Annotated in this window: 22 protein-coding genes; 4 read left to right on the top strand and 18 right to left on the bottom strand. The window is 48.0% G+C overall.

The window, feature by feature from the left end:
* Positions 1 to 88 precede the first annotated feature (88 nt).
* From L3D05_RS08185 to L3D05_RS08145, 9 genes are all read right to left on the bottom strand, one after another.
* The gene (locus L3D05_RS08185) at positions 89 to 913 is read right to left on the bottom strand and encodes an urease accessory protein UreD (protein ID WP_239615538.1); all 825 of its coding nucleotides are present in this window, start codon (positions 911 to 913) and stop codon (positions 89 to 91) included.
* Entirely contained in the window at positions 913 to 1,524 is a 612-nt protein-coding gene (ureG, locus tag L3D05_RS08180; RefSeq protein WP_239615942.1) for an urease accessory protein UreG, read from the bottom strand. Before ureG ends, L3D05_RS08185 begins: the two co-directional genes overlap by 1 nt.
* A 49-nt stretch (positions 1,525 to 1,573) precedes the next feature.
* Positions 1,574 to 2,275, bottom strand: coding sequence for an urease accessory protein UreF (locus L3D05_RS08175; protein ID WP_239615537.1), 702 nt, complete (start codon positions 2,273 to 2,275; stop codon positions 1,574 to 1,576).
* A complete protein-coding gene (gene ureE / locus L3D05_RS08170; protein WP_239615536.1) occupies positions 2,256 to 2,708 on the bottom strand; it encodes an urease accessory protein UreE in 453 nt (150 codons plus the stop codon). The genes L3D05_RS08175 and ureE overlap by 20 nt, the downstream gene beginning before the upstream one ends.
* A gap of 11 nt (positions 2,709 to 2,719) precedes the next feature.
* Complete coding sequence (ureC, locus tag L3D05_RS08165) at positions 2,720 to 4,432, bottom strand: urease subunit alpha (RefSeq protein ID WP_239615535.1); 1,713 nt, start codon at positions 4,430 to 4,432, stop codon at positions 2,720 to 2,722.
* A 10-nt stretch (positions 4,433 to 4,442) separates the two neighbouring features.
* Positions 4,443 to 4,754 (bottom strand): urease subunit beta, encoded by a 312-nt coding sequence (locus L3D05_RS08160; RefSeq protein WP_239615534.1) that lies wholly within the window; start codon positions 4,752 to 4,754, stop codon positions 4,443 to 4,445.
* A 33-nt stretch (positions 4,755 to 4,787) separates the two neighbouring features.
* Entirely contained in the window at positions 4,788 to 5,090 is a 303-nt protein-coding gene (locus L3D05_RS08155) for an urease subunit gamma (protein ID WP_239615533.1), read from the bottom strand.
* Between the two features lie 67 nt (positions 5,091 to 5,157).
* The gene (locus L3D05_RS08150; RefSeq protein ID WP_239615532.1) at positions 5,158 to 5,379 is read right to left on the bottom strand and encodes a DUF5342 family protein; all 222 of its coding nucleotides are present in this window, start codon (positions 5,377 to 5,379) and stop codon (positions 5,158 to 5,160) included.
* A 22-nt stretch (positions 5,380 to 5,401) separates the two neighbouring features.
* Positions 5,402 to 6,319, bottom strand: coding sequence for an urea transporter (locus L3D05_RS08145; RefSeq protein WP_439647936.1), 918 nt, complete (start codon positions 6,317 to 6,319; stop codon positions 5,402 to 5,404).
* A gap of 401 nt (positions 6,320 to 6,720) precedes the next feature.
* Here L3D05_RS08145 and L3D05_RS08140 point away from each other — a divergent pair, with 401 nt between their 5' ends.
* Positions 6,721 to 10,698, top strand: a complete 3,978-nt coding sequence (locus L3D05_RS08140; protein ID WP_239615530.1) for a discoidin domain-containing protein — start codon at positions 6,721 to 6,723, stop codon at positions 10,696 to 10,698.
* A gap of 63 nt (positions 10,699 to 10,761) precedes the next feature.
* Here the strand turns inward: L3D05_RS08140 and L3D05_RS08135 are convergent, their stop codons facing one another.
* The 4 genes from L3D05_RS08135 to argC form a co-directional block, all read right to left on the bottom strand.
* The gene (locus tag L3D05_RS08135) at positions 10,762 to 11,583 is read right to left on the bottom strand and encodes an alpha/beta fold hydrolase (protein WP_239615529.1); all 822 of its coding nucleotides are present in this window, start codon (positions 11,581 to 11,583) and stop codon (positions 10,762 to 10,764) included.
* 52 nt (positions 11,584 to 11,635) lie between these two features.
* A complete protein-coding gene (locus L3D05_RS08130; protein ID WP_239615527.1) occupies positions 11,636 to 12,064 on the bottom strand; it encodes a MarR family winged helix-turn-helix transcriptional regulator in 429 nt (142 codons plus the stop codon).
* 63 nt (positions 12,065 to 12,127) lie between these two features.
* Positions 12,128 to 12,886 carry a YheC/YheD family protein gene (locus tag L3D05_RS08125; RefSeq protein WP_239615525.1) on the bottom strand — a complete coding sequence of 253 codons (759 nt, stop codon included), beginning with the start codon at positions 12,884 to 12,886 and terminating at the stop codon, positions 12,128 to 12,130.
* Between the two features lie 169 nt (positions 12,887 to 13,055).
* Complete coding sequence (gene argC / locus L3D05_RS08120; RefSeq protein WP_239615524.1) at positions 13,056 to 14,009, bottom strand: N-acetyl-gamma-glutamyl-phosphate reductase; 954 nt, start codon at positions 14,007 to 14,009, stop codon at positions 13,056 to 13,058.
* Positions 14,010 to 14,150: 141 nt separating this feature from the next.
* Between argC and L3D05_RS08115 the strand changes: the two genes are divergently transcribed.
* Positions 14,151 to 14,315, top strand: a complete 165-nt coding sequence (locus tag L3D05_RS08115) for a hypothetical protein (protein WP_239615522.1) — start codon at positions 14,151 to 14,153, stop codon at positions 14,313 to 14,315.
* A 61-nt stretch (positions 14,316 to 14,376) separates the two neighbouring features.
* Here the strand turns inward: L3D05_RS08115 and L3D05_RS08110 are convergent, their stop codons facing one another.
* The 3 genes from L3D05_RS08110 to trpB all read right to left on the bottom strand — a co-directional run bounded on the left by L3D05_RS08110 (position 14,377) and on the right by trpB (position 17,429).
* Positions 14,377 to 14,979, bottom strand: a complete 603-nt coding sequence (locus tag L3D05_RS08110; protein WP_239615521.1) for a class I SAM-dependent methyltransferase — start codon at positions 14,977 to 14,979, stop codon at positions 14,377 to 14,379.
* A 170-nt stretch (positions 14,980 to 15,149) separates the two neighbouring features.
* Positions 15,150 to 16,151: a hypothetical protein gene (locus L3D05_RS08105; protein ID WP_239615519.1), complete on the bottom strand. Its 1,002-nt coding sequence runs from the start codon at positions 16,149 to 16,151 to the stop codon at positions 15,150 to 15,152.
* 114 nt (positions 16,152 to 16,265) lie between these two features.
* Positions 16,266 to 17,429 carry a tryptophan synthase subunit beta gene (trpB, locus tag L3D05_RS08100; protein WP_239615518.1) on the bottom strand — a complete coding sequence of 388 codons (1,164 nt, stop codon included), beginning with the start codon at positions 17,427 to 17,429 and terminating at the stop codon, positions 16,266 to 16,268.
* A gap of 236 nt (positions 17,430 to 17,665) precedes the next feature.
* On the opposite strand from trpB, the gene L3D05_RS08095 reads away from it, so the two are divergent.
* Together L3D05_RS08095 and L3D05_RS08090 are read left to right on the top strand one after the other, a co-directional pair.
* On the top strand, positions 17,666 to 18,088 hold the full coding sequence (locus tag L3D05_RS08095) for a MarR family transcriptional regulator (RefSeq protein WP_239615941.1): 423 nt from the start codon (positions 17,666 to 17,668) through the stop codon (positions 18,086 to 18,088).
* A 24-nt stretch (positions 18,089 to 18,112) separates the two neighbouring features.
* Entirely contained in the window at positions 18,113 to 18,547 is a 435-nt protein-coding gene (locus L3D05_RS08090) for a flavodoxin domain-containing protein (protein ID WP_239615516.1), read from the top strand.
* Here L3D05_RS08090 and L3D05_RS08085 read toward each other — a convergent pair.
* Together L3D05_RS08085 and L3D05_RS08080 are read right to left on the bottom strand one after the other, a co-directional pair.
* Positions 18,537 to 19,484 carry a hypothetical protein gene (locus tag L3D05_RS08085; RefSeq protein ID WP_239615515.1) on the bottom strand — a complete coding sequence of 316 codons (948 nt, stop codon included), beginning with the start codon at positions 19,482 to 19,484 and terminating at the stop codon, positions 18,537 to 18,539. The two genes, L3D05_RS08090 and L3D05_RS08085, sit on opposite strands and share 11 nt — an antisense overlap.
* Positions 19,481 to 20,038, bottom strand: a complete 558-nt coding sequence (locus tag L3D05_RS08080; protein ID WP_239615514.1) for an RNA polymerase sigma factor — start codon at positions 20,036 to 20,038, stop codon at positions 19,481 to 19,483. The genes L3D05_RS08085 and L3D05_RS08080 overlap by 4 nt, the downstream gene beginning before the upstream one ends.
* Positions 20,039 to 20,072 lie beyond the last annotated feature (34 nt).

Below are 20,072 nucleotides of genomic sequence, written 5' to 3'. Positions count from 1 at the left end.
TTTTATTCCGCTTATCAGATCGAGAACCGCAAAAAGAGGTAAATCGCATCCGCGGATGACGATTTACCTCTTGTCTAACAAAACTCATTCAATATTTTCGAAATGAGATCGGCTGTTTCTCAAACCACTCCTCGCGAATCATCCGATGGCAGCTTTGGAATACGCTCTCGATCGCTTGCGTTGAGAACGCCAGTATTCTCAGGGTAAACCCCGGAATCATAAGCATGGATAACCCAAGTCTGACTTGGCTTTGTCCTACATCCAAGCTTTCATGCAGCTTATCGAGGAATTCCGGGGTCGCCTGCTGCCCAATGACAATCATCGAGCCATAATGAGTGTATCCCTCCAATAAACCGATCCCCTGTATATTCTGCGCTCCAGGGCAGAGACGAATATGATCGAATACGACGAGATGGTCGTCCAAGTAAATCTCGGTTCTGAGCTTGAGGGTGTCGTAACGGAAAACCGAACCGTCTGGAGCCCATCCCGGCGTTATCAAGTCCGTATAGATCAAGGTTGCTCCCGACTCCATACGGATGACTGTCGATTGTTCATAGTGAGCATCTTGATAGGCAATCGTATTATCGGGCAAATACTCCAGAACGCTTCCTCTTGCCAAGTAAATATCTATTTCTTGAATGACCGGCTTCCCTCGGGATCGGAATATCTTGTTGGAGGATAGGGTCGTAAGAAGAAGTTCCGCCTGTTCGGATAGACGGATTTCCGCTTTGTAACGATCGCCTCCCGCGTATCCTCCGCCAAGAGAAACCATATACAAACAAGGTTGTCCGCTACTATCGAGGTAAATAGGCGGATTCACTTTCCATGCCCCTTGCGAATAAATTTCCGACGCGATCGATTTCTCCCGATGCTTGCGGGCTTCAATCCGCAGAAAGCCTGTTAATTCCGCCACTAGTCTAACCCGCCCAGCAAGACGCTCTTATTGATCCACTCTATGACTTTCGGCAGTCCGACGTCTTCCTTTAAGTTGGTGAAAATATAAGGTTTGTTGCCGCGAAACGTTATCGTATCGGCCTCCATCACTTCTAAGCTGGCTCCGACATAAGGCGCCAAGTCGATCTTGTTGATGATGAACAGATCGGACTTAATCATGCCTTGACCGCCTTTGCGCGGAATCTTCTCCCCTTGGGCCACGTCAATGATATAGATGGAGAAGTCGACAAGCTCCGGGCTGAAGGTTGCCGCCAAATTATCGCCGCCGCTTTCCACGAATATTAATTGCACGTCCGGATGTCTTTGCTTTAGCTCTTCAATGGCCGCAAAATTCATCGATGCGTCTTCTCGGATCGCCGTATGAGGGCACCCGCCTGTTTCTACCCCGATGATTCGGTTCGTTGGCAGCACGCCATTCTTCATTAAGAACTGGGCATCTTCTTTGGTATAAATATCGTTCGTGATGACTGCCATGCTAATCTCATCGTGCAGCTTACGCGTGAGCTTTTCTACAAGCAACGTTTTGCCCGCGCCTACCGGGCCGCCTACCCCGATCCGAATCGGTTCCATGACACCCATGACAGTCTCCTCTCTTAATTACACTTAATTACCCGTTAGATTAGGACATAAAAAGACGGTAACCCAGCCTTTCATGTCTCATTTGAGAGAGTTCCAGCCCCGGTGACGTGATGCCTAAGTCTTCGGGGTCCAATCCATTGATCTGCTCGACGGCATGAATCAGAGGAGCCTGCAGCTCTTGAAAGAGCCGTTGGCCTTCCGTCTGGCCAAGAGGAATGGCCCGTACGCCGTTCTGAATCAAGCTCGCTACCGAAGCATATAAGTAAGAAATAATCGCTACCGATTTGGGAATCTTCAAATGATGGGTGATCCATGCAAATACGATCGACGAGTGCCCCCAGCATTCCTTATCTCGGATTCGTTCGCGATAGAGTGCGAGCGTCGGGGAAGAATACAGCTCGGTGCCCAGATAGAGCATTCTCTCCGCCATCCGCTTGTTCCCTTCCCGCGTCTCGGCGGCTTGATTCTGCACGCAGATCTTGCGATCCAGTGCCCATATCGTTTCCAGCTTTCCCTCTTCGAGAGCTTCATAGGTCAACCGACAGGCAAGTCCATCCGTATAAACGAGCTGTTCCTGCAAGTAAACCTGCAGCCATTCGCTAAACGTTTGCTTGCTCATCACTTTGTCGTCCTGGATGTACGTTTCGAGACCGAAGGAATGACTGAATGCACCGGTTGGGAAGTTAGAATCGCACAATTGCAGCAGGGACAGTAAAGAGAGGCTAGTGTCTGTGTTCAACATGACGAAAAGCTTTCTTTACGGCCATCTTCTCGCGGGAATACGGAATGCCCTCATTCTGCAACAGTTCTTCGACCAAATAGTCATACTGCAGAAGCATTTGATCCCTTTCGAATTGAGCCGGAAGATGCCGGTTTCCCAGCTTGTGGGCTATTTCTCCCATCTCCTGAATGGTGCGCGGATGAATGACAAGCAGCTCGTCCGGTATGACGTGGATCACAATCAACGAATGGTCATCCATATAGAGAACGTCCCCATGGACGAGCTCCTTCGACTGACCTAACGAAATGCCTAACTCATTGCCGTGATCCGTCACAACCCGTTGAATTCGTTTAACCAAATCATCGCTTTGCAGAAATACCCTTTCCATATGGCGTCTATTTCTTTCTTCCGCATTCAAACTCTCGATATGGGAGACCACTTGATTGATTATCACAAGGCTTCACCTCAAAATAGGAAATAGCGTTGGGCCATCGGTACGACATCGACAGGCTCGCTAGTGATTAATTGTCCATCTACCTTAACTTCAAACGTTTGCGGATCAACCTCGATCTTCGGTGTTTCTCCATTCAGCTTTAGATCCTTCTTGGTCAGGTTGCGAACTCCGTAGACCGGAAGCACCTGTTTCCGCAGCCCCAGCTTTTCCTTAATCCCTGCCTCATAGGCAGCCTTGGATACGAACGTGATCGAACTGCTCTGCAGCGCTTTGCCTAAAGCAGCGTACATCGGGCGGTATAAAATCGGCTGCGGGGTGGGGATTGCGGCATTGGCATCCCCCATCACGCTGTTAACGACAAAGCCGCTCTTCATGATCATTTCCGGTTTGACTCCAAAAAAAGCCGGATGCCACAAAACCAAATCGGCTACTTTCCCGACTTCAATGGAACCGACGTAAGAAGAAATGCCATGCGCAATCGCCGGGTTGATCGTATATTTGGCTACAAACCGTTTCACTCGGTTGTTATCGCCAACCCCTTCGTCCCCGGCCATTTTCCCTCTCTGCTTCTTCATGCTGTCCGCCGTTTGCCAAGTACGGCAAATGACTTCGCCAATGCGGCCCATAGCCTGGGAGTCGGAACTCATAATGCTTAGCACGCCTAAGTCTTGCAAGACATCTTCCGCCGCTATCGTTTCCTTCCGAATTCGCGAATCGGCGAATGCCACATCCTCCGGAACCTTCGGGCTAAGATGGTGGCAGACCATGAGCATATCCAAATGTTCCTCTACGGTATTAGCGGTGTAGGGCTTTGTCGGATTCGTAGACGCAGGGAGAATATTGGGCAAGGCTGCCATCGTGAGCATATCGGGCGCATGCCCCCCTCCTGCGCCTTCCGTATGAAACGTATGAATGACCCTGCCGGCAATCGCTTTTATCGTGTCTTCGACAAATCCGAACTCATTAAGCGAATCGGCATGGATGGCCACTTGAACATCATATTGGTCCGCAATGCGCAAGGAATGGTCGATGACGGAAGCCGTTGCTCCCCAATCTTCATGGATTTTGAATCCGACGGCACCGGCCAGAACCTGCTCGACCAACGCCTCTTCCGAGGAGGTGCTTCCTTTCCCGAGTAGACCGATATTCATCGGTATCCCCTCCATCGCCTCAAGCATGCGATGGATATTCCACTCTCCGGGAGTGCACGTCGTCGCTTTCGATCCCTCCGCAGGCCCGGTGCCTCCCCCTATCAGCGTAGTAACGCCCGAAGATAAGGCGGTTTCCGCCTGAAGAGGATTAATAAAGTGAACATGCGTATCTATGGCGCCGGCAGTCAGAATCAGTCCCTCGCCGGCAATCGCTTCCGTCGTCGCACCGATAATCATATCGACGCCATCCATGATGTACGGGTTCCCGCTCTTGCCGATACCCGCGATTTTACCGTCTCGGATTCCGATATCCGCTTTATATATACCGGTATAATCAAGAATAATGGCATTGGTTATGACAACATCCATCACTCCATCCGCACGCGTCGCGGACGGTTGCTGTCCCATTCCGTCACGGATCGATTTTCCGCCGCCGAATTTACATTCATCCCCGTACCGCGCGTAATCTTTTTCTATCTCTATGAATAGGTCTGTATCTGCTAATCGGATCGCATCTCCTGTAGTGGGTCCAAACAGATCTGCATATTCTTTTCTAGTTAATCGCAGACTCATGCGATACCTCCTAATGATCTAGATAGCCTTCTACTTTATTGTTTAGTCCATAAACGCGACGTTCCCCTGCCAATGCGACAAGATTTACTTTCTTGGCATCCCCCGGCTCGAAACGGACAGCCGAACCGGCCGGAATATCCAGACGCATGCCGTAAGCCTGATCCCGAATAAATTGCAAGGCGGCATTGACCTCATAGAAATGAAAATGGGAACCGACTTGAACGGGTCTGTCCCCTAGATTCACGACTTCTAATTCGTGCGTCTTTCTACCCTCGTTGCATAGGATGTCGCCCTCTCGCAATACGTACTCGCCTGGCAGCATAAGCAACATCCCTTTCATTTCGTGTTTGTGGTGTTATTTAATCGGAAAATGGACGGTAACTAGTTTCGTTCCATCCGGAAAAGTAGCTTCTACCTGTATATCGTGAATCATTTCCGGAACTCCATCCATCGTATCGGCCGCGGTTAAAATCTTTGTTCCGTCTCTCATTAATTGGGCGACGGTACTCCCCGCGCGCGCGCCTTCCATGATTTCATATGTAATCAACGCTACCGCTTCCGGATAGTTCAATTTCAGGCCTTTTTCCTTCCTCCGCCTAGCAACGTCAGCCGCGACGACGATCATCAGCTTTTCTTGTTCGCGCTGCGTGAGTTTCAACGGACTTCCCCTCCTTCAAACCGATCCTACCCCAATCGTCCCCATTAATTGGAAGTGTTATACGGCATTACCTCATTTCACTGTCTAATGGCGTATACTCTTCCATTAGGGTATGAACCCTTTGTTCCATCTGCTCGATATGATGGTCTTCCGGTTTCGGTTGGAACCAATGAATTTCTCCGCCATCGTAGTGACCGGTATAATCAATACCGTCCTTATGCGCCGTAAAATGCCAATGGCTGTTAACCGTTTCATCAAGCGAGGGTCTCACTTCAAATTTCTCGAACAAGGGAATCGCCTCCATTTACTTTCTAAAGCTTAGGCAATACTTTTCTCAAGCTGAGGAATAGCCAGGTTACAATAACAAACGGCATCGTAAGCGCCGGAAGTCCATAAGGGATCATTACATCCGTAATGCTTGCCATAAGGGGCACCGTTAGAATTGCGGCGACGATTCCTGCCGGAATGGAGTTGTGCCTCCGATCCTTAAAAACTACGGTTACGGCCATGATGGCGAGGACCGCATTGTATCCATACAACCCCGAGTTAAACGATGGAGATCCCGCCCCCAATCCATAAGCCGTTAAGCTAGATAGGACTGTCCCTACTACGGCATACAGTCCCATTCGCCAGCTCGCCCAAAAAATTCCGATCAAAATCAGAAAGGAGGAATAAATATTTTCCAAGAAATAGATTTGGCCGACTCCCTCAATCAATTCCGTCGCTTCGAAATGCCCCTCCGCTTGCAACTTCCAATGAGAAAGATCCTGGGGAACAAGATTTGGGCTTAATTGAATGGACGCCAATCCGAAAGAGGCAAGCAGAACCGACCAAGTCAGCAAAATATACGGAAACGTCAGAATCGGGACTTCCATAGCCTTCAGCAAATGCATCAATGCCGCCGTAAAGAGAACGGTAACGGCAGCTCCGGCTAGAGCGATCCCCCACCGCTTCTCACCGCTCAGAAACAAGGATAAAGCCAGACCCGTTAAAACCGAATTGTATCCGAATAAACCTTGATTGATAACCGCCTTCTCAGCCCCGCTAACGAGAGCGATCCCGGTTCCAATTCCAGATGAAGCCAATGCGACAAGCCCTAACGGGACGGATGCGATCATGATGGCGAAGAGAACGATCAGTCCCGTAACCGTATTCTCAATCAATAACACCTGTGAAATTCCTTTTAGAGATGCTGATATAAAAGCCGCCGAGGGGCTCTTTCTCCAAATCCGAAACGCGCTGTCTTGAATGAAGAACCCCTCCCTTACCGAGTTGTCGCGCCTTCCGGTTCCTTAGAACGTATTTTTTAACAACCCATACATTATTATTCAGACTGACTTGCTGGTTGGAGTCCCTGGCATGATAGGGAAGGCACATGGCCTCCGGTTCAACCAATTCGTAATACCGCACACGATTTTGATAGAATCACTCCTTCATTCGGAAGGCTTGCCTGCCTTATGATCAAAGTGCAACACCTTAAAATCGCTGAAAAAAAGGAGGAATGCCTTATTTAGTGCAATCGCTTACATTTGTATAAAAAACAGAAATACCCAGAAAGGGATGGATGAGAAACCGAAGCTAACCTGTATGCACTTAAGATGACTTTCATTTTGAGAGGAGAATGAAATTTATGAGAAGGCAAGGACGAATAGTAGCCTGGGTCTGTATCCTAACCCTTATGGTAGGAACATTCCTAACAACCGTTGCCGCGCCTAACCCTGTCCAAGCGGCCGGAGGTCCGAATCTAGCCGCGGGCAAATCCGTGACCGAGTCCGGACACGCCGACGTTTATGTCGCGTCCAACCTCACGGACGGCAATTCAGCCACGTATTGGGAGAGCACCAACAATGCCTTCCCGCAATGGGCCCAGGTCGACCTCGGCAGCGCGGCTACAATCGATCAAGTCGTACTGAAGCTGCCGTCAGGATGGGAGAGCCGGACGCAGACTCTGTCCATTCAAGGAAGCACGAACGGAACGAGCTTCTCAGATCTCAAAGCATCGGCTAGCTATACGTTTAATCCGAACGCCGCGAATACGGTGACGATCAACTTCGCCGCAACCAGCGCGCGCTACGTGCGGATCCTTGTCACTGCGAACACCGGCTGGCCGGCCGCGCAAATCTCCGAACTGGAGATCTACGGCACTTCCTCGGTTGGACCCTTGGCCATTCCGGGCAAAATCGAAGCGGAAAGCTACAGCGCGATGAACGGAATCCAAACCGAGACGACGTCGGATAGCGGCGGCGGGCTTAACGTGGGATGGATCCATGTCGGAGACTGGATGGATTACAATGTGAACGTACAGACCGCCGGCACGTACACCGTAGAATACCGGGTAGCCAGCAATGGCTCCACGGGCCAGCTCCAGCTTCAATCCGGCACCACGACGCTGGCCACCACGACGGTGCCCAACACCGGCGGCTGGCAAAATTGGCAAACCGTCACCGCGAGCGTAACGCTTGCCGCGGGACAACAGACGCTTCGAGTATTTGCCAGCGGATACGACTTCAATATCAACTGGATGAATTTCGTGCCGGGCAGCGCCCTAGACAACCAGCCTCCAACGGCCCCGGCCAATCTGGCTTTCACGCAGCCGACTTCGGGCACGATTAACCTGACTTGGAGCGCCTCGACGGATAACGTCGGCGTCACCGGGTATAGCGTTTACGCCAACAGCCAGCTTCGCGGCAGCGTGAACGGATCAACGCTCACTTATACGGATACTCAACCCGCGAGCGCAACGGTTACCTACTACGTCATCGCCAAGGACGCTGCCGGCAACTCATCTCCGCCGAGCAATTCAGTAACAAGGAACGGTTCGGGCGGCGGCAACGATACGAACTTGGCCATCGGCAAACCGATCACGGCATCTTCTTCCACCTTCACCTTCGTAGCGGCGAACGCCAACGATAACGATACGAACACCTATTGGGAAGGTAACGGCCATCCAAGCACGCTCACCGTAGATCTTGGAGCCAATGCCAACGTCACTTCGGTCGTGGTTAAGCTGAGCCCGTCCAGCGCATGGGCAACGCGTACGCAGACGATCCAAGTGCTTGGACACGACCAGAATTCCACCACCTTCGCGAACCTAGTCTCCGCAGCCTCGTATACGTTCAACCCGGCTTCGCAGAATACCGTGACAATTCCCATCGGAGCGACGGCGAGCAGCGTACAACTCCGGTTCACCGCCAACTCCGGAGCACCGGGCGGGCAAGTCGCGGAGTTCCAGATCTTCGGCACTCCGGCGCCTAATCCGGACTTAACGATCACCGGCCTAACCTGGTCGCCTACTTCTCCGGTGGAGACCAATGCCATTACGCTTAGCGCAACCGTGAAGAATGCCGGTTCGATCGCTTCTCCGGCTACGAGCGTGAATTTCTATCTCGGCAACGCTCTTGCCGGGACGGCTTCCGTCGGCGCTCTCGCAGCAGGTGCCTCGACGACCGTCTCCGCGAATGTCGGACCGAAGGATGCCGGCTCTTATACCGTCACCGGCAAGGTCGACGAGAGCAATACCGTCATCGAGACCGACAAATCGAACAACAACCTCACCTCGTCTTCGCCGCTTGTCGTCGGTCAAGTCCAAAGCTCCGACTTGATCGGAACCGTTTCATGGACGCCGGGCAATCCGAGCGCCGGCAATACCGTGACCTTCACCGCAAACCTCAAGAACCAAGGAAATATCGCTTCCGCTGGCGGTACCCACGCAATCACCGCAGTACTGAAGAACGCGGCGGGCGCCACCGTTCAAACCTTTAACGGGTCATACAACGGGACATTGGCTGCGGGGGCATCGGCCAATGTAACCTTAGGCACATGGACGGCGGTTAATGGCAGCTATACGGTAACGACAACGGTCGCGGTGGATGCGAACGAAGTCGCCATCAAACAAGCGAACAACATAAGCACGTCCAGCTTGTATTCCGGCCGCGGCGCCAACATGCCGTTTACGATCCTGGAAGCCGAGTCTTCCTCCAACAGCACCAACGGTACGAAGCTCGCTCCGAACTTTACGCCGGGCGACTTCGCGGGCGAAGCTTCAGGGCGTTCGGCCGTATATCTGGACGCGACCGGCAAATACGTGGAATTTACGCTGACCTCGCCGGCCAACGCTTTCGTTCTCCGCAATGCCGTTGCCGAGAACACCACCGGAACGATTAGCATTTACGCGGATGGCGTGGACAAAGGCAACTTTACCGTCACATCCAAGTTCTCATACGTCTATGCGACTCCGACCACTCTTGGACAGCTTGGCTATGATAACACCGGTTCCAAAGCTTATTGGCTCTACGAAGATTCGCAGCTCATGCTCGACCAGGTGTATCCGGCCGGAACCAAGATCAAGATTCAGAAAGACGCGGGAGACGTCCCTTGGATCTACGTGGATATGATCGAGACGGAGAATGTCGCTCCGCCCGCTTCGAATCCGGATCCGAGCAAATACATTCAAGTGTCGAGCACCAAGTCGATCGAGCAAGCGTTGACCGAATTCAGGCAAGACCCGTCCAAGAAGGGAATTTTCATTCCGGCTGGCGAATGGACCATTACGTCCAAAATCTTCTTGTACGGCCGGGCCACGGAGATCATCGGCGCAGGCCCATGGCATACCAAGCTGACGGCTCCGCAGAACCAAACGAATACCGATGTCGGATTTAATATCGGCTCCGCGGCTAACGGCTCGACCATCAAGAACTTGTCTGCGTGGGGCAACTATATTTACAGACAAGACGGTCCCGGCAAGTTCATCGACGGAAACGGCATGCAGAACGTCACCATCGAGAACATCTGGGCCGAGCACTTTATCTGCCTGTACTGGGGAGTGAACTCATCTTACAATACCTTTAAGAACAACCGGATCAAGAACTTATTCGCGGACGGCATCAACATGACCAATGGTTCGTCCTACAACATCATCGACAACAACTATGCCCGCGGAACCGGCGACGATTCATTCGCCTTGTTCAGCGCCATCGATGCCGGCGGCTCCTACAACGTGGGCAACAAGTACACCAACCTCACCGCCACCAACGTTAGACGCGCGGCCGCTTTCGCCGTCTATGGGGGCCAAGACAATCTGTTCCAAAACCTGTACGGCGCCGATACGTTGACTTACCCGGGCGTGACCGTCAGCAGTTTAAGCTTCGGGTACAACACGCTTGGATTCGGCACTCTGGATACCGTTATTGACGGAGTTACGCTGGACCGCACGGGCGGAGATTTCTGGACCAGCGTCGGAGCCGACGACAAGATCAACGGTTACCAGAACTTCGGGGCCATCTGGTTCTTCGGCGGCGACAGAAACTTCAAGAACATCCTGGTGAAGAATATCGATATCAATAACCCGGTCTATTTCGGATTGATGTTCCAGTCCAAATCCCCTGAGAACCTTCCGATGCAGAACGTTCGCTTGGAGAACATCACGATCAACAATCCGTCCCGCTATGGCATTAAACTTGTCGCCAAAGCGGAAGACGGGCAAGGACCGGTTATCGGCGCGGCGAGTTTCACCAATGTCAAAGTGAACAACCCCGGTGTCACAGCCATTTACGGCGAGAACAAATCCCCGAGCTTTAACGTCATCAGAGTGTCGGGCAACAACTGGTAAGCTGATTTAATTTAATCCGAAGCCCCTGCCACCGAACCGGTGGTAGGGGCTTTTGCATCCATTCTAAAATCTGTTTAACCATTCCATGATTGTATCTACTGATTCCTTATATCTCTGACCTACGAGCAAGCCTGTGTGTGTCATGTTCCATAGCTCTTTATATTCAGCACGGAGGTGCTCCGCTGTCACTTTACCCCGACGGTCGTCATCATCCGAGTTTACTGCTTTGATAACCAAACACGGGCAAGTAATCGAGCGGCTTTCTATGGATATCCCTTTTGCTTCGATCGAAAAAACAAATGCGCTAAATGCCTTCGATGACTCCATTGTCAAATACTTGACTTGAAATGCAATGTCATCTGCCGTTTCATCCAGGCTTGAAAGCTCTTCACGGACTGGGGCAGGCATGATGATACCAGGTGTCGTCTGGTCTAACTGTTCGTAGGGTACTTCTTCAAAAACTTCTCTGCTGATGACCGAATCGATCAGTACCAACCCGGCGATCTCGACGGTTTCAGCCAGCTTCTGGCTCAAGATCCCTCCCATGCTAAATCCGATAACAATGGGCTGAACGCCGCACTCGGCGATAACCTCTTCTATATCCTCCAAATAATCTTCGAAAGTGATCTTAGTCATATCCATGAGCCTACTTTTGTAATGGCTTCTCATGTTCATGACATAACATTTCCATCCTTCTCCGATAAAGTGTGGAATGTATTTGCTCCACATCCAACTTCCCGTGAAAGCTCCGTGTACAAAAAGCAAAGGAGGTCTATCGTTAGACCCTTTCGGTAGGTTCTCTCCTTCGAATATCTCTAGGAACAAATCGTTTTCCCCAATGTATTTCTCCGTATGATCGGGCAATTCTTTCGTAAAATCTCTCACGTTATCCTCTCCTTATCATATAGTTTGACATCAAACTATATAGCAAAAAAAATTAAAAGTTGCCATAAACCTTCTTTAAAATCTTAAGCAGCTCTGCTGTTTCTTTATCAGAGACGTTTAGGTAAAACGTGTCCAACATTTCTTTAGATATGGATTCAAAGATCGGTTCCAGTTCAGATCCCTTAGGGGTTAAGGCAACATAAACAACCCTCGTGTCCTCGCTGTCTCTTTCCTTAGTCACATATCCAAGCCGAACCAGCTTGTCGACAAGTGCCGTGACCGTAGATTTATCCTTATTAATCTTGTTAGAAATGTCCGCCATAGCGAGCTTGGGCTTCTTAAATAGCGCATAGATGATATCGCCGTGCGAAGTCCCGATACCGTCTATCCCCTGCTTCACCATCTCCGCAATGATGAACCTATTAACCTTTTCTCTGATTTTGGAGATTAATGAAATGATGTCTCTAGTTTCCATACCCATATTATGGTTTGACGTCAAACAAATGTCAAGCTGACTTAGGTGAGAGCTCTAGTCAGATCTATATCATTTCGTTCTCCCATATTGTTTGGCAAAAGAAATAATCCGTCGATATAATCCCTTATCCTTTAAGTGCTTCAGCGGATAAATTTGGGGCCTCGTGTTCACTTCCAGAATCCACGGCTTTCCTTCGGAGTCCAGCGCGATGTCCAAACCAAGTTCCCTGAATCCCTTCATATGTCGATCAAAGCAATGCCCCGCGGAGACGCCCATCCGCTTCAGCTTCGCTTCCATACGTTGAATGGAGGCTGCATGATATCCTGCAGCTGACAAGGTTGAACGAAAGAAGTCAATTTTCCCTCCTTGATTATAGTTCGTAGCGACTTTTCCCGGCCGCCCTATTTTCGTAAATACAGCCGTGCTTACCCAGTCGCCAGCATTCGTTTTTTGAACCATAACGCGAATATCGAAGGGACGCCCGCTTGTCTTGGCTAATGCGATTCCCTTCTGCAACAAGTACGGCCTACGAGCGGAATACCGCTTCAAACTATTGAACAATTCATCTTTCGTAGAGTATACGGCTTTGCTGGAATTGGATTGCGTTTGATACCCTCGTGCCCGTTTTTTTATCCGTATAATGTTGGCCCCGCCGGAACCGTTCGTAGGCTTAAAATAGACGACGGAATGCGAGGTTAACATCGTAGTTAAATTGTGTTTATTGAACATCATGGTTTGAGGGATATGTCTTTGAAAATCTTGCCGCTTTAACAACCATTTGGTTTTTGTCCATTTACTGCCGATTGTACTGCTTCTATATTTCGTCAAAGTCTTCACATCTCCCATCTTGGCTAAGAACCGACTTGAGTGGCTTAATATATATATTATGCAGCGACAAAAATCCGAAAGACGGCTCTCAACATAAATCAGCACCTGCTTATAAATCCCGCATTAAATAAGCCATCCTCTGTGGGATGGCCTTTAGTCGTAAACCAATTTAATATATGAGACTATTTCCTTCATCGAAGTCAAGCATGAGATTCATATTTTGTATAGCAGCGCCTGATGCCCCTTTACCTAAATTATCGTATCTTGAAATAATATTTATCTTGTCTTTTTGTCCAAAAACAAATATTTCTAGCCGGTTCGTATTGTTACACTCAGATATCATAAAGTGTCCTTCATCGAGGTAAGCTTCCGAATCATACGGCATCACATGCACGAATCGCTCCGTTTCAAAATACGCCGATAATGCTTCATGTACATCTTTGGCGGAAGAGTTTCTCGGCATAAGCCTACTCATTAAAGGAATCGACATGGCTATTCCTTGTGCGTAATTAGCTTTAATAGGCGTAAATAACGGCTCATATAAAAGCCCTGAATACAGCAGCATCTCCGGGATGTGCTTATGATTGAGTTGCAACGAATAATGTCTTGGAACATTGAGTTTTTTTGCGGCGCTTGCCGTTGGATTCTCATATTCCTCGATCCCGCTTCTTCCAGCTCCCGAATACCCTGTCACCGAATAACACGTAACGGGATAATCCGGTTGAAGAAGGCCGGCTTCAATCAACGGCCTAAGGGTAAGAATAAAACCGGTAGCATGACAGCCGGGAACGGAAACTCTTGAAGCGGTTCTTATTAAATCTCTTTGTTTTTTTATCTCGGGCAAACCGAAAACCCAACTTTTATCCGTTCTAAAGACTGTGCTTGTATTAATGATTTTGGTTGTTTCATTATTCACAAGCGCAATGGACTCTTGTGCAGCCGAATCGGGAAGACAAAGGAAAACGATATCTGCTCCGTTAAGGAATTTGCTTCGTTCTTTGGGATCTTTTCTTTTGTCGGTATCAATCCTGAGTACCTCTATGTCCGATAGCTTCGATAAATACTCAAAGATCTTCAAACCGGTCGTACCTTCTTGGCCGTCAACAAATACTTTATAGTGCATAATCATCCTCCTTAGCGAATAAATATTCCTTTTGGTGATTAATTATACATATTTTTCTCGATTTGACCATAGGAATAAAATATTCCTCATGTGGAAGCCTAAGGTTTGAATGACTTTGATAATATGGAGGGAGGTTCCCACATGGCCAACAATGATAATCAGCCAACAAAAGCGGAAGTGCAGACGACTCCTTTAAACAAATTGCCTATCCCAGGCGAGAACGACACGGAATTTTCCGCCGAGGAAGCGGCACAAGTATTTGAACAAAACCCATCCTCGAATCGCGCTTCTGAAAACCAGCAATAAGATTGGCATTCTATCGCAAATACCACTCCATCTATGGAGTGGTATTTGCGACGTTTAAAGTTTATTTTTGAGCATCAAGAATAAACATCGATGCATCTTGTCCCATGAATATTTTATTTCCAGTATAAAAGGTTTTGGATTGAATATTCCTGTACCCTATTTTAGTCATCATGTCGGTTAGCTCATCTCGATTAAATCCGTTATGAACGATATCCGAAACTACTTTTTCATTTTTATTAAAATCTACGATAAGCAAATGTCCTCCTTCATTGAGAACATCAAATAATCTGGATAAAACGAATTCAACATCAGGAATATGGAGGAGAACCTGAGCCATAAAAATATAGTCAGCATGTAAATCCGATAGACCTTCCTGTTCAAAATCAAAGCATAATGTATCTGCATTCTGAATATTAAAATCAGAAATTTTTTGCTTTATTTGATTAATCATGTTTTGGGAAGTATCCAGAAAAAGCATAGAATTAAAATCGTTTAACAAGTCCATTCCGACAAGACCCGTTCCACACCCAAAATCTATAGCATTCTTACTTTTAGCGTCAACCAAATATTCACGAATGGCATCTGATGATACCTTTGCAATTTGAATTCTCTCCGGAGTGTCATACCTATTAGCTATCATTTCAAACTTATCCGTATTTCCCATTATTATCTCTCCTTTCTGCCTTAAAATAATCCTGATTACTACAATATAGAATAATATTCTATCGAAGCGTTAGCATTAAGTCCAACGGCTCGGAGTCAGAGCGTTAGAATTCCTCGCATCTTTCCGTGCAAGTAAAAGGCCCTCCGGGTTCGGAAGGCCTCAACTTCAAGCTATTGCTTACTCACCGGTTCCCACTGGGCGCCGGTTATGGGTTCCTCGAACATTTGCCGTCCTTCGTAGACATATCCGCGAACATAAGATTGGTACTCCTCATTGTCGTCCGGAACGTCCGCGTTGAAGGAAAAGAAGGTTAAACCGCCCTCTTCCCAGCCATAGCGAAGTTGCAAAAACCGCCATTGAAATTGCGAGATGGCAAATCCATCGTCAAGTTGCTGGAAATTGCTTAAATTAATCCCTTCTGCGGTAGAGAAGGAGGAGGATGTGAATTCGATCTGCCTGACGACATTGTTGTCCAATTCCAACGTAATCGAGTTCTTCGCCGACTTGTACGTCATCTGACTCTCATCCGCTTCCGACGGCTTCCCTAGAAGCTTCGTCACTTCCTTCTTGGACATTCCAAGCGAGATTTTGCCTACCGAACGCCCCGGTACGATGAGATAATCGTTCGTTTTGCGGACATAGGAGCCATCCACGGTAACGAATGCGCCAAAATCGCCTTCGCCCTTGGTCGACACCTCAAGATGGCCATCGACGAGCGCCATTCGTAATTCGAAATGATTGTCATCGTCTCTAAATACGGCCTCATCACCGGATAAGAAGGCAATACCTTTATCAATCTCGCCATGATGGCCATCCATCGTCTTAGCGTTGGTCACGTGGAAGGCATTAAGCGAAAAGGTTAGTTGCTTGTCCTTCTGGCTATGAATCGTAATCGTTGAAACATCGTATTTGGTCGCTTGCTGCCATTTCCATTCCCCGACCCAAGCGGATTTATCGACCACCGGCTTATCCGCAGGAGCCGCTTTCGGCATTACGCTTTCCTCCGGGGCTTTCATCGGAGATGGGACATCCCGAGGTTCGTTAATCGGAGATGCCGTTGCCGGCGTCTCCGTCTGCATCGAAGGGGATTGAACCTGGGGTTGCGCATTCGTACAAGCCGTCATAACCGAGCACGAGAAGGCTAGCATAAGGATTTTCATTTTCCATTTCATATCATCAGCACCTGATCCTAATTAATAAACCTATAGTATCATAAGGCTGACAAAGTATTCCATGAATTTGTTTCCCGAGCCATAGTCCAGCAATATCTCGCTCGTTGTAAAATCTTATTTCTTAATCATATGGAAAACTTGCTCCACATCTTTGTCACCGCGGCCGGACAGATTGACGATGATGATCTGCTCTTTGCTCATCGTCGGAGCGAGCTTCTTCGCGTAAGCGACGGCGTGCGCGCTCTCCAGCGCGGGGATAATGCCTTCCGTCCGAGACAGCTCCTGAAAGGCTGCTAGTACTTCCTCATTGGAGATCGTCACGTATTCCGCCCGTCCGGTCGTTTTCAGGTTGCTGTGCTCCGGCCCGATGCCCGGGTAATCAAGACCCGCCGCGATTGAGTAGGTCTTCTGCGGATTGCCTTCTTCGTCCAGCAGCACCAAACACTTAAACCCGTGGATGATTCCCGGAACGCCTTGGGTCAATGTAGGCGCTTGGTCCGGCTCGACGCCGATTAGGCGGACCGATGGCTCGTCCAAATAATGAGCGAACGCGCCGATCGCATTGCTTCCCCCTCCGACGCAGGCGATGACAGCGTCCGGCAAGCGGCCTTCCTTCTCTAGAATTTGACGCTTCGATTCCTCGCTGACGATAGATTGAAAGTGTTTAACCATGGATGGAAACGGATGCGGACCGACTGCGGAACCGAGCAGGTAGAACGTGTTCTTATAATTCAGTACGAGATCGTTTAACGCTTCGTCCACGGCATCCTTCAGGCGGCCTTGCCCTTTATGAACCGGAACGACGGTCGCACCGAGCAGCTCCATCCGGAAAACATTCAGCGCTTGCCGGCGCGTATCTTCCTCCCCCATGTAGATGATGCATTCCATATCGAACATGGCGCAGGCTGTCGCCGTCGCGACGCCGTGCTGCCCGGCGCCCGTCTCGGCGATAATCCGCTTGGCGCCCATCCGCTTGGCCAGCAGAATCTGACCGATGACGTTGTTTATTTTGTGCGCGCCCGTGTGGTTGAGATCCTCGCGCTTCAGATAGATTTTCGCGCCTCCCCAAGATTCGGACAGCCGCTCCACGTAAGTCAGCGGATTCTCCCGCCCGACGTATTCCCGCAAATAATAACGGTATTCCTCGTTGAATTCCGGATCGTCTTTGTACATGTGGAATTGTTCGCTCAAGTAATCCAGCACTTCCTGTAATTCCGGCGGCACGAAGCTGCCTCCGAACTCCCCGAAATACCCTTCTTGCAAAAGTTCCCGACTCATCCTTCAACGACCTCCAATAGAAAATAGAAGTTTTATTCTGTTTCATCGTATCATAAATACTGGATTACTTTTATCAAAATGTTCTGACCCTATCGGCGAATATTTGACATCAAAATCGCAATAATATATCTTGGTTGTAGAGTATCTTGATCGCCAAGATTAAAAAAGTTAAAGGAGGACTATTGTTGTCAAGTAATCGACCAGAACAGCCTACGGAGCAGCAAGAAAACCTTACGATGAGTATGCGCGGATTGGGAACCAGAACGGTACTCTACCAGCAAAGTGTAGCTGCTTCCTTAGGGCTTTATAATAATGACTTTTTATCCGTCGACATCCTGCATGAAAAAGGTCCTGTCACCGCCGGCGAGTTGTCGAAACTAACCGGGCTTACGACGGGCAGCGTTACCGCGTTAATCGACCGACTAGAAAGAAACGGGTTTGTTCGCAGGCAACATGACCCCCTTGACCGTCGTAAAGTGATCATCGTCCCGCTTTACGAGAATAAGGAAGATGTCAGCAATACGTACCTTCTGCTTCACACGGCGATGGTCAAGCTGGCTTCATCCTATACGGATGAAGAACTAGAGCTTATTACAAACTTTTTAGGCAAAGCAAGCAGCGTTCTCGAGGAACAGATTCATCATCTTAATTCAAAATAACGCCAAATGATAAGGATGAGCCAAATGGCAGTACTAGTCATCTATGCAACGAAAACAGGAGCAACAGAGCAATGCATAAAAGTATTAGCGGAAGAGATTTCGAATTGTACGATCTGTAACATCCAAATGGAGAAGCCCTCTATCGAGGATTTTGATCGCATTATATTGGGTGCTGGAGTTCGAGACGGGAAAATTTACAAAACCATTCGCGACTTTATCAAAAAAAATCATAATGAATTACTGAAAAAAAGAATTGGGTACTTTATTTGCAATGAGAAGCCAAAGGAGACAGAAGAAATAATAGAACGGAATATTCCCGCCGATCTTAAAGAAGCTGCTATTTGCATTGATTCGTTTGGCGGTTATAAGGCTTATGCTGCACCGAAAGAAGGCTCCGATCAACTGAAAGGAATTTTCGTGGATAAAATAAAAGCTTTTTCCCAAAAATTTATGAGCTGATCTCATTTACTTCTATTGCCTTCTTACTAAACCGATACGCAACAGTAACATTTTCTATGATCTCAGTATTCTGGTAGGCAAGGGAACCCTCAAACTCTAAAGTATCATTGTCTTTCCACGCTATGTTATTGGCATAGCTGTAATTCTCATGATCCGTGCGAATCCAGGTATCTAATTGTTTCTGCGCACCGTATTTGACTCTTGCCGATTCTACTAACTCCGGACTGAACATTCCCTCTTCAACATTAATAATTTGAACGAATTCGCTTTTATTAGAGCAGGTTACTATCGCAACCAACTTCTGATTTGGTGAAGGAATTATTTCCGTAATATACATAGAGGGTGTAGAAAAGCTTAAATACTGTTCAAGCACATTGTCTTTTATCCTCCAAAGGACATTCTGACTTCCATAATCCGAATAATTGTTAAACAACGTAAAGATCATACTTCCGTCCGCTAACTTATGAATATAAGGGCTCAGATAACTTTGTGACAGAATATCTATGGCGAAAGCAGCCGCATCGGCGATTTTTTGATTATCGTTTGCCAATAATGGCTGAAGTTCTTTCAACGCTTTTTCTCTCTGCTTTGGATCATTAAAGCATTCTACGAGCCTATTAATAGCAATATATACATATTCATTGTTATCGCTTTTTAAAGCTTGCAGAAACTTTTCCGCATCATATTGAGTAACAGGCGCTAACTCCATGTCCTCAGCTGTTAAATAACGTATATATGGCTCTGTATTTTGATTTTTATAATAACCTCTTGCTAATAAAACCGTGGAGGTTGAACTATAAAGGATAAGGCACGCAACCAAAATAACCCACTTTTTGGAAATCCTTTTTTTCTTTTTCTCTATTCCGCTATGACCGGCCGCTTCAATTAAGTTTTCATCAATGGCTCCGAACTCCCGATATAACTCTTCCTTTTTCATAAGGTAACCCCCTCTTTGCCAAGATGAACTTTAAGTTTATTTCTTGTCCGGAATAAGATGGACTTCACTTTACTGCTGCTCATATTAAATCTCATAGAAAGATCCTCTATCGAATCGGAGTACCAGTACCTCCTAATAAATAGATTTCTGGCATGCTCATCTAGGGCATATAAAAATTGATTAATTAAGTTTGCTATCTCACCTGCTTCATACTCTGTTTCTACAGTGCCAGGGGTAGCTAAACATTCTTCTAATTCCGTTAGAATGACTTCAAACTCGCGATTACGCTTTTTCGCCGTATTATAGCCATGTTTATCAAGCGCGATATTACGCGTGATCCTCCCTAGAAATACGGAGAACTTCCTAGGCATATTAGGCGGTATTGCATTCCACGCAGCCAAGTACGTATCGTTCTCGCACTCTTCAATATCCGAACTATCGGAAAGTATGTTTCTTGCAATCACTCTGCAGTATGCCCCATATTTATTCTTAGTCTCCAAAATGGCTTGCTGCGAACGCTGTAAGTATAGGTGGACTATTCCTTGATCTTCCATCCGTTAATCTCCTTTTGCAAATCTTCTTATCCCT

Source organism: Cohnella mopanensis, assembly GCF_022352055.1.
Classification (GTDB): domain Bacteria; phylum Bacillota; class Bacilli; order Paenibacillales; family Paenibacillaceae; genus Cohnella; species Cohnella mopanensis.
This window is presented reverse-complemented; position numbering and strand designations above follow the sequence as displayed.

Coding starts and splice junctions, on each gene's coding strand:
- L3D05_RS08090 (WP_239615516.1), top strand. CDS start 18,113: ATGGCAGTACTAGTCATCTATGCAACGAAAACAGGAGCAACAGAGCAA.
- L3D05_RS08095 (WP_239615941.1), top strand. CDS start 17,666: ATGAGTATGCGCGGATTGGGAACCAGAACGGTACTCTACCAGCAAAGT.
- L3D05_RS08105 (WP_239615519.1), bottom strand. CDS start 16,151: ATGAAATGGAAAATGAAAATCCTTATGCTAGCCTTCTCGTGCTCGGTT.
- ureG (WP_239615942.1), bottom strand. CDS start 1,524: ATGGAACCGATTCGGATCGGGGTAGGCGGCCCGGTAGGCGCGGGCAAA.
- L3D05_RS08110 (WP_239615521.1), bottom strand. CDS start 14,979: ATGGGAAATACGGATAAGTTTGAAATGATAGCTAATAGGTATGACACT.
- L3D05_RS08140 (WP_239615530.1), top strand. CDS start 6,721: ATGAGAAGGCAAGGACGAATAGTAGCCTGGGTCTGTATCCTAACCCTT.
- L3D05_RS08085 (WP_239615515.1), bottom strand. CDS start 19,484: ATGAAAAAGGAAGAGTTATATCGGGAGTTCGGAGCCATTGATGAAAAC.
- L3D05_RS08080 (WP_239615514.1), bottom strand. CDS start 20,038: ATGGAAGATCAAGGAATAGTCCACCTATACTTACAGCGTTCGCAGCAA.
- L3D05_RS08130 (WP_239615527.1), bottom strand. CDS start 12,064: ATGGGTATGGAAACTAGAGACATCATTTCATTAATCTCCAAAATCAGA.
- argC (WP_239615524.1), bottom strand. CDS start 14,009: ATGCACTATAAAGTATTTGTTGACGGCCAAGAAGGTACGACCGGTTTG.
- trpB (WP_239615518.1), bottom strand. CDS start 17,429: ATGAGTCGGGAACTTTTGCAAGAAGGGTATTTCGGGGAGTTCGGAGGC.
- L3D05_RS08175 (WP_239615537.1), bottom strand. CDS start 2,275: ATGTTGAACACAGACACTAGCCTCTCTTTACTGTCCCTGCTGCAATTG.
- L3D05_RS08160 (WP_239615534.1), bottom strand. CDS start 4,754: ATGCTGCCAGGCGAGTACGTATTGCGAGAGGGCGACATCCTATGCAAC.
- ureC (WP_239615535.1), bottom strand. CDS start 4,432: ATGAGTCTGCGATTAACTAGAAAAGAATATGCAGATCTGTTTGGACCC.
- L3D05_RS08115 (WP_239615522.1), top strand. CDS start 14,151: ATGGCCAACAATGATAATCAGCCAACAAAAGCGGAAGTGCAGACGACT.